The organism is Pandoraea sp. ISTKB (assembly GCF_001721285.1).
In the GTDB taxonomy this organism is placed as follows: Bacteria; Pseudomonadota; Gammaproteobacteria; order Burkholderiales; family Burkholderiaceae; genus Pandoraea; species Pandoraea capi.
In genome coordinates this window covers 24,945-33,228 of sequence record NZ_MAOS01000062.1, presented here as the reverse complement: position 1 = coordinate 33,228, position 8,284 = coordinate 24,945, and the positions used below count along the sequence as shown (strand labels likewise).

Annotated in this window: 7 protein-coding genes; 5 read left to right on the top strand and 2 right to left on the bottom strand. The window is 64.1% G+C overall.

Features of this window, described 5'->3' with window-relative positions; translation table 11 throughout:
- Window positions 1-633 precede the first annotated feature (633 nt).
- Window positions 634-2,043, top strand: coding sequence for an amino acid permease (locus A9762_RS22875; RefSeq protein WP_069344287.1), 1,410 nt, complete (start codon window positions 634-636; stop codon window positions 2,041-2,043).
- Between the two features lie 273 nt (window positions 2,044-2,316).
- Window positions 2,317-2,775, top strand: coding sequence for a cupin domain-containing protein (locus A9762_RS22870; protein ID WP_069344286.1), 459 nt, complete (start codon window positions 2,317-2,319; stop codon window positions 2,773-2,775).
- A gap of 94 nt (window positions 2,776-2,869) precedes the next feature.
- Here the strand turns inward: A9762_RS22870 and A9762_RS22865 are convergent, their stop codons facing one another.
- A complete protein-coding gene (locus A9762_RS22865; RefSeq protein WP_069344285.1) occupies window positions 2,870-3,163 on the bottom strand; it encodes a hypothetical protein in 294 nt (97 codons plus the stop codon).
- A gap of 271 nt (window positions 3,164-3,434) precedes the next feature.
- Between A9762_RS22865 and A9762_RS22860 the strand changes: the two genes are divergently transcribed.
- The gene (locus A9762_RS22860; RefSeq protein WP_083254208.1) at window positions 3,435-4,175 is read left to right on the top strand and encodes an NAD(P)H-dependent oxidoreductase; all 741 of its coding nucleotides are present in this window, start codon (window positions 3,435-3,437) and stop codon (window positions 4,173-4,175) included.
- A complete protein-coding gene (kefC, locus tag A9762_RS22855) occupies window positions 4,175-6,103 on the top strand; it encodes a glutathione-regulated potassium-efflux system protein KefC (RefSeq protein ID WP_083254207.1) in 1,929 nt (642 codons plus the stop codon). The genes A9762_RS22860 and kefC overlap by 1 nt, the downstream gene beginning before the upstream one ends.
- Before the next feature lie 92 nt (window positions 6,104-6,195).
- Here kefC and A9762_RS22850 read toward each other — a convergent pair whose 3' ends face one another.
- Complete coding sequence (locus A9762_RS22850; protein ID WP_069344284.1) at window positions 6,196-6,621, bottom strand: hypothetical protein; 426 nt, start codon at window positions 6,619-6,621, stop codon at window positions 6,196-6,198.
- Window positions 6,622-6,876: 255 nt separating this feature from the next.
- Here A9762_RS22850 and A9762_RS22845 point away from each other — a divergent pair, with 255 nt between their 5' ends.
- Window positions 6,877-8,199: a TIGR00366 family protein gene (locus A9762_RS22845; RefSeq protein ID WP_069344283.1), complete on the top strand. Its 1,323-nt coding sequence runs from the start codon at window positions 6,877-6,879 to the stop codon at window positions 8,197-8,199.
- Window positions 8,200-8,284 lie beyond the last annotated feature (85 nt).

Below are 8,284 nucleotides of genomic sequence, written 5' to 3'. Positions count from 1 at the left end.
TGTGAGACAGAACGAAGCGGCGATACCGGGATGTGGTGTGAATTAAGTTGAGCCAGGCCCCCAAGATCTGCCCCTAATTCAGCCCCCGCTGCACGCACTTCGCAAAAAACGCTTAAAATGTGAGCAATTCCGGCCAGGCGGAGGTGCCGAACTGGCGCCGATGGCCGGACCGCAGGACAGCGAGCCCTTGCACACATGACGTCGAACGACGTCGCCGTGCACCAACGTAGCAGACCCTTCAGCAGACCTATCTCCGGTGTGCCGCCGTGATTGCCGATCAATCGCGACGGTCACGGCAGTCCGGCAGGATCCTCAGTAAGTCTCGATCGTGTTCGTCCCGCTTCGATGCGCCCAACGGCGCGTCGTGGCATGCCTATCGCCCTGCCGCATCCGGCGCGTGCTATCCACGCTCGCCGGTGGCGGCCGATTTGCCCCGGCTTTGCGCGTGGGCAGCGTTAGCGCATCGACGTGGTTCGTCAAACCCTGCGGGTGTCCGCCACGCATGGGGGACGAGCGGCCACAAGCCCGGGGCGCCCTTGCAGCCAGGTCGCGGGACACGTCTCCCGTGGATTCCCCGATGGCGCGCGTGACGCGCAGGCCAGGGGCACACGTTGCAGGAACCTTTTGCAGGCAATGAGTCTTTTTCGAACCAAAAACATCGAGAACATGCTGGCGGCTGGCCGCAGTGGCAGTCTCAAGAAAGTGCTGGGCCCGGTCGACCTCGTGCTGATGGGCATCGGCGCCATCATCGGCACCGGCATCTTCGTACTCACCGGCACCGGCGCGTTGACGGCCGGTCCGGCGCTCACGCTCTCCTTCATCATCGCGGCCATGGCCTGCGGCTTTGCCGCGCTGTGCTACGCCGAGTTCGCGTCCACCATCCCCGTCTCGGGCTCCATCTACACCTACAGCTATGCCACGCTCGGCGAGATCGTCGCGTGGATCATCGGCTGGGATCTGATGCTCGAATACGGGCTGGCGTCGTCCGCCGTGTCCGTCGGCTGGTCCGGGTACTTCCAGTCGCTCGCCGCCGGCTTCGGTCTGCACCTGCCCGCGGCCATCACCGCAGCCCCCGGCAGCGTGCCGGGCGTGACGACCTTCATCAACCTGCCGGCCGTCGTCATCATGCTGCTCATTACGTGGGTGCTGTCGTACGGCGTGCGCGAATCGGCGCGCATCAACAACCTCATGGTCGCCATCAAGATCGGCGTCGTGCTGCTGTTCATCGCCGTCGGCGTCTGGCACGTCAAACCCGCCAACTGGACGCCGTTCATGCCCTTCGGCACCAGCGGCATGTTCAATGCGGCGGCGCTCGTCTTCTTCGCATTCATCGGCTTCGACGCCGTGACGTCCGCCGCCGAAGAAGTCCGCAATCCGGGACGCGATCTGCCCATCGGCATCATCGGCTCGCTCATCGTGTGCACGCTGCTGTACGTGGCCGTGGCCGCCATCATGACCGGCATCGTACCGTTCGCGCAGTTCGCCGGTGTGGATCACCCCGTCTCGCTCGCGCTGCAATACGCCGGGCAGAACTGGGTCGCAGGCTTCGTCGATCTCGGCGCCATTCTCGGCATGACCACCGTCATTCTCGTGATGACCTACGGCCAGACCCGCATCACTTACGCCATGTCGCGTGACGGTCTGTTGCCGCCGCTGCTCTCGCGCATCCATCCGACGCACAAGACGCCGTTCGCGGGCACCTGGATCATCGGCGGGGTGTTCGCCGTCATCGCAGGTTTCGTGCCGCTGGGCGTGCTCGCCGAGCTGATCAACATCGGCACCCTGTCGGCATTCGCGCTCGTGTCCGTCGCGGTACTCGTGCTGCGCCGCACGCGCCCCGACCTGCCGCGCGCGTTCCGCGTGCCGGGCGCACCGGTCGTGCCGCTGATCTCCGCCGGGCTGTGCCTGTTCCTGATGGCGCATCTGCAAGCCGCCACGTGGATCGCCTTCGTGGTGTGGCTTGCCATCGGCATGGTGATCTACTTCACCTACGCACGGCGCAACGCGCTGCTGCACAAGCACGGCGACACGCCACAGGTCTGATCTTCCGGACACGGGGCAAACCGACTAGCCCACTCGCACGCACTCGCGCCCCGGCGCGAGTGGGCGTATAGTCCGATTCAGGCAACGCAGGGCCCGGCGAACACACGATGTTCTCCGGGCCCTTTGCCCATCCGCCGCATCGTCTGTATCGCCAACATCCTTCGCATCACCCGCATCAAGCATCACGCATCACGTATTCCGCATCACGCAAGTCGTTCGTCCGAGCTTCCGTTTGCCGTCGTCTCACTACGTCTTTGCCGAGGAAATAAGAACATGCGCCGTTATGTCCTGCTTACCGCCGTACCCGCCGCCTTCGCCGCCGGCTTCGTTGCTTCCCATCTCGTGCCCAACGCCATGGCGCAGGCCGCCCCGCTCACCCCGCAGATCATCGACGTCGGCGCCATGACCGACGAACAGATCGGCAAGCTCGTGCCGAACGTGGGCACGCTGCGCAGCCGCACGCTGGTCGCGACACAGAACGGCACCGTCGCCGTGCAGAGCGGCAACGTGCCGCGCCACACCCATCAGGATGCCGATGAAATTCAATATGTGATTTCCGGCAGTGGCACCTTCTGGCTGGGCGACCAGCAACGTGAAGTGCATCCGGGCGATCTGATCATCATTCCGCGCGGCACCGTGCACGCCGGGTCGCAGAACACCAGCGGTGAATTCAAGGTCCTCGCGATCAAGCTGCCGCCGCAAGCGCCGAACGATATCCAGTTCGTGAAGTGACGGACATGCCGGGATAGCCGATCATGGCGGGCGCACGTCCCGCCATGCGGCCTATGGGGACATTGATGAATGGGTAGACGTGGACCGCCCGCCGTCAACCGAAATTGCGGTTCAGCCAGACCGCGCCGTAGCCGAGCGCGAACATCGTGAGCAGCAGCGGCACCGAGATGCGGATGATCTGGATGACGAGCGGACGCGGCGGCAGGTCTTCGTCCTGCGGCGCACGCGCAGCCTCATGCAACGCCCCTGTGCACAGCGCCGCCGCCACTGCGCTGGCGAACACCCAGAACGTCTGGTTGTAGAGCAGCGCAATGAGCAGCAACGTGAGCGCCACGTTGCGTCCGTGATAGATCAGATTGACGGTATTGCGAAAGGCTTGCGGCGACATGTCGGAAAAGCACTGACGTGTGCATGGAGGCACCGCCTGCGCGAAAGGTCTTGTTATTTGTCTTTTGACCGGCAACACGCCTCACGGCGCATCGCGGCCCTCGAAAGCTGAGCAAAGCTTATCCACACTTAACGGCTTTTGCCACCGGAGTCTTTAACGTCCCGCCTAACGTCCTGCATAACGTGCCGCGTTGAACAGGCCGTTGCACGGTACCGCCCATGCGACCACACCCCGATGCCCGGCGTCATTTGAATGGGGTATCCTCCCCCGCATGACAGCCCCCGCCTCTACCCGTATCCAGCACGCCGCGCCGGACACCCCCGACGGTACGCCACAGCGCGCCGTCTATGTCATCGTGGCGCATCCGCGCTGGCGCGATTCACGCGTCAACCGGCGCCTGCTCGAAGCCGCGCGCGGCATCGACGGCGTCGACGTCAATGACCTTTACTCGACCTATCCCGACTTCAGTATCGACGTGGCCGCCGAGCAGCAACGTGTCGCGCGCGCCGACCTGATCGTGCTCGTCCATCCGATCTACTGGTACAGCATGCCGCCGCTGCAAAAGCTCTGGTTCGACGAAGTGCTGTCGTGGGGCTGGGCCTATGGTCAGGACGGACACGCACTCGCGAACAAGGATCTCTGGCTGGTCGCCAGCACCGGCGGGCCGCTGGAGAGCTATCGTCCCGAGGGCTACAACCAGCACGAGTTCGCCGCGTTCCTGCCGGGCTACGAACAGACTGCGCACCTGTGTGGCATGCGCTTCCTGCCGCCGCACGTGCTCTACGGCGCGCGACGTTGCGACGCCGCCGCCCTCGACGCCCACGTCGGCGAATTCGCCGGGCGTCTGGCCACGTACCCGCAATGGCCGGAACTGATCTCGATGGCCGACGCGCCGGAGTGTCAGGCGATCCCATCGACCGACCGTCCGCGCTGTGCGACGGGCGACATCGCCGAGGCCCCCGCCAACGCCGGCAACACAGGTATCGACACCACCGTCGGGAGGGCCGTCTGATGGAACATGTCCCGTCGTGGCTACTTGCCAGTCTGATTTATCTGGCAGCCGCCGTCATCGTCGTGCCGCTCTCACGCGCACTGGGTCTCGGCGCGATCATCGGCTACCTCGCGGCCGGCATTGCGATCGGGCCGTGGGGTCTCGGTCTCGTCTCCCGCGTGGAAGACGTGCTGCACTTCGCCGAGTTCGGCGTAGTGCTCATGCTGTTTCTCGTCGGCCTCGAACTGGAGCCGCGACGGCTATGGAGTTTGCGACGGCCGATCTTCGGATGGGGCTCGGCGCAGGTCATCGGCTGCGCGGTGCTCCTCTTCGCCGCCGGTGTGGCACTCGGCGCGCCGTGGCGCATCGCCCTCGTTGCGGCGCTGGGTCTGGCGCTGTCGTCCACCGCCATTGCCTTGCAGGTGATGGCCGAGCGCAACATGCTCGCCACCGCGAGCGGTCAGGCCGGCTTCTCGATCCTGCTGTTTCAGGACGTCGCGGCCATTCCGATTCTGGCGTTGCTGCCGCTGCTCGCGAATTCGTTCGACAGCCACACGATGACGGGCACGACGCGCGCGCTCGAAGCGTTGAAGATCGTCGGCGTGATCGCGGCCATCATCCTCGGCGGACGTCTGGCGTTGCGCCCGCTGCTGCGCTGGATCGCCAACAGCAAGACACCGGAAATCTTTACGGCAGCGGCGCTGCTGCTGGTCGTGGCCATTGCGACGTTGATGCAACTGGTCGGTCTGTCGATGGCGCTCGGCGCGTTCCTCGCGGGCGTGCTGCTCGCCGAGAGCGAATACCGTCGCGAACTCGAAACCGACATCGAACCGTTCAAGGGTTTGCTGCTCGGCCTGTTCTTCATCGCCGTGGGCATGAGCATCGACTTCGGCGTGTTGCTCGCACAACCGCTGCGCATGCTTGCGGTCGTCGTCGGCTTCATGGCGCTCAAGGGACTGGCGATTTACAGCCTGTCGCGGTTGATGCAACTGCCCTATCAGGAGCGGCCCATCTTCACGCTGCTGATCGCACAAGGCGGCGAATTCGCTTTCGTGGTGTTCCAGTCGGCTGGCCCGCAAGTGTTGCCGCCCGCCGTGTCGTCGTTCCTGATTGGCGCAGTGGCACTGTCGATGCTGCTCTCGCCGCTGCTGCTCGTGGCCATCGACAAGTGGCTGCTGCCGCGCTACAGCGTGAAGGGATCACCGCGCATGGAGGAGATCTCCGAGCCGCAGTCGGCGAATGTGGTGATCTGCGGCTTCGGTCGCTACGGCCAGATCGTCGGCCGTGCGCTCGTGCCGCAAGGGGTGTCGGTCACGGTGCTCGATCACGACCCCGATACCATCGAGAGTCTGCGTCAGTTCGGTTTTCGTGTGTTCTACGGGGATGCGACGCGTCTGGACTTGCTGCGTATCGCCGGCGTGGCGAATGCGCGGGCGGTGGTCGTCGCGGTGGACGACATCGATCAGTCGCTGGAGATCGTCGATCTGATGCGCGAGCACTTCCCGGACGTGCCGGTCGTGGCCAGAGCGCGCAACGTCGGACACTTGTTCCAGTTGCGCGATCGCGGCGTGCAGCACGTCGAGCGCGAACTCTTCGACGCCTCGTTGCGCAGCGCGCGCTCAGTGCTCGAAACGCTCGGGTGGCCGGCTGCCGAAGCCCGTGAGGCGACCATGGCGTTCAGACGCGCCAATGTGCAGTTGACGGACGAAATGTATCCCTCCTACCAGGATCGCAACAAGATGATCGCCACCGCGAAGGAAGGGCGTCGTCAGTTCGAGGAGCAGATGGCGCGCGAGCGTGCCACGCGCCGGGCACAGCGTCAGGTCACCTTCGGCTGGGATGGCGACCGTGCGCCCGACAAGACACCTGCGCCTGCCGACGCCGACAAGGCGACATCGCAAGCACAGACAGATCAGCGCAACGGCGCGGCGCACGAGCGCCATCCCTGAGCATCAGACAGGCATCGACGTTCCCTATCGAGCCGATAGGGAACACTTCCCTCATGCCAACGGTGTATGCGGATCGTGCGATCCGTGCGTGATCAGTCGAACGGCTTGAAATGGCCGTCGGCCGGCACGCGGGCATCGGCGCGCAGACGCGTCTCGGCATCCACACCGGCCAGACCGCGATAGTAGAGATGCACGGCAATGGCCGCCGAATACCGGCGGATTTCGACGAGCGTGAGATGTGCATGCTCGGCCGACGAGAACATCAGATACGGCGATTCTTCTTCGATCAGCCCGGCGACCTGATGCAGGCCGTGACGGTGCAGCACTTCCGTGAGTTCGTCTCGGCTGCGGTGCGTATTCGCATCGGTGGCCGGGTACATCATGCGAAGCAATGCGAGCGGATGATCGGCGACCGCGAGCGAGAGTGCCTGTACGACAGCATGACTGTCGAGCGCCGTAGCCACGGCTTCACCTTCGGGACGATGCTGCGGAAAAAGTTGCTCAAGGGTCAGCGACATGATGAGTCCATTGCAGAGTAGCTGCAAAAACTGCGGCAGCGGTTCTACAGTCTAGTCACGTCTGCGCACGCGATATAGCGCGTCGCGCGAATACCTGCGTTGCACGCGCCGCAACAATTACCAAATATTTCAAACGCCGCTCGCTTCCTGCCACAACTTCCGATGCATTGCCATTACGCAGTTTTACGTCATGCCCGCACGGCTGTGCGATGACACAATGCATCGATTAATAAGTTAACAATGGAAGAGACAGTTGTGGTTAAAAGTATTTCCCGTTTTTTCACGCAGGTCGTGCACCGCTTTTTGCCCGACCCGCTCATCTTCGCAATCTTCCTGACGGTCATTACCTTTGCGCTGGCGCTGGGCTTCACGCCCAAGACGCCGGGCGATCTCGTGCTGCTCTGGGGTTCGGGCTTCTGGAATCTGCTGGCGTTCTCGATGCAGATGGCGATGATTCTCGTGACGGGTCACGCCCTCGCCAGCTCCGGGCCGATGAAGCGCGCGATGGCAGCACTTGCCGGTGCCGCGCGCTCCCCGGCGCAAGCCACGATGATGGTCGCGTTGCTCGCCGGCGTGGCCTGCGCGATCAACTGGGGCTTCGGTCTCGTGCTCGGTGCGATGTTCGCGCGTGAAGTCGCACGCCGCGTGAAGGGCACCGACTATCGTCTGCTCGTCGCCTGCGCGTACATGGGCTTTCTGACGTGGCACGGCGGCTTGTCCGGCTCGGTGCCGCTCGTCGCGGCCACGCACGGCAATCCAATGGAAAAGGTCGTCGGCCTGATCCCCGTCTCGCAGACGCTGTTTACCGGCTACAACGCGTTCATCACGGTGGGCCTGATCGTGATGTTGCCGTTGCTCGCCCGCGCGATGATGCCGCGTCCGAACGAAGTGGTGACGGTCGATCCGAAGCTGCTCGTCGACGAACCGACGCATGAGCGCGTGCTCGGGCCGAATGCGACGTTCGCCGAGAAACTCGAAGAAAGCCGTCTGCTGTCGTTGCTGGTGTTCGCGCTGATCGCAGGCTTTCTCGTGCTGCGCACCGTCACGAAGGGCTTCACGCTCGACATCGATACCGTGAACATTGCGTTCCTCGGCATCGGCATTCTGCTGCATCGCACGCCGATGGCCTATGCCCGCGCGATCGCGAATGCGGCACGTGGCGCGTCGAGCATCATGATCCAGTTTCCGTTCTATGCCGGTATTCAGGCGACGATGGATCACTCGGGGCTCGCCGGCGTCATCACGAACTGGTTCATCGAAATCGCCAACGCGCACACGTTCCCGCTGCTCGCCTTCCTCAGCTCGGCCGTGATCAACTTCGCGGTGCCGTCGGGCGGCGGTCACTGGGTCGTGCAGGGGCCGTTCGTCATGCCCGCCGCACAGGCGCTGCACGCCGACCTCGGCAAGGCGGCCATGGCCATCGCCTACGGCGAAGCCTGGACCAACATGGCGCAGCCGTTCTGGGCGCTGCCCGCACTCGCGATTGCCGGGCTCGGCGTGCGCGACATCATGGGGTATTGCGTGACGGCGCTGCTGTTCTCCGGCGTCATCTTCGTCGCCGGGATGTATTTGTTCTGACGTTTCGCCCTCGCGCGCCATGCAGGCAGACCGGACATCCGCCGGTCTGCACGGCGCGTGCGTAACGCCAATGGTATGATTTTTG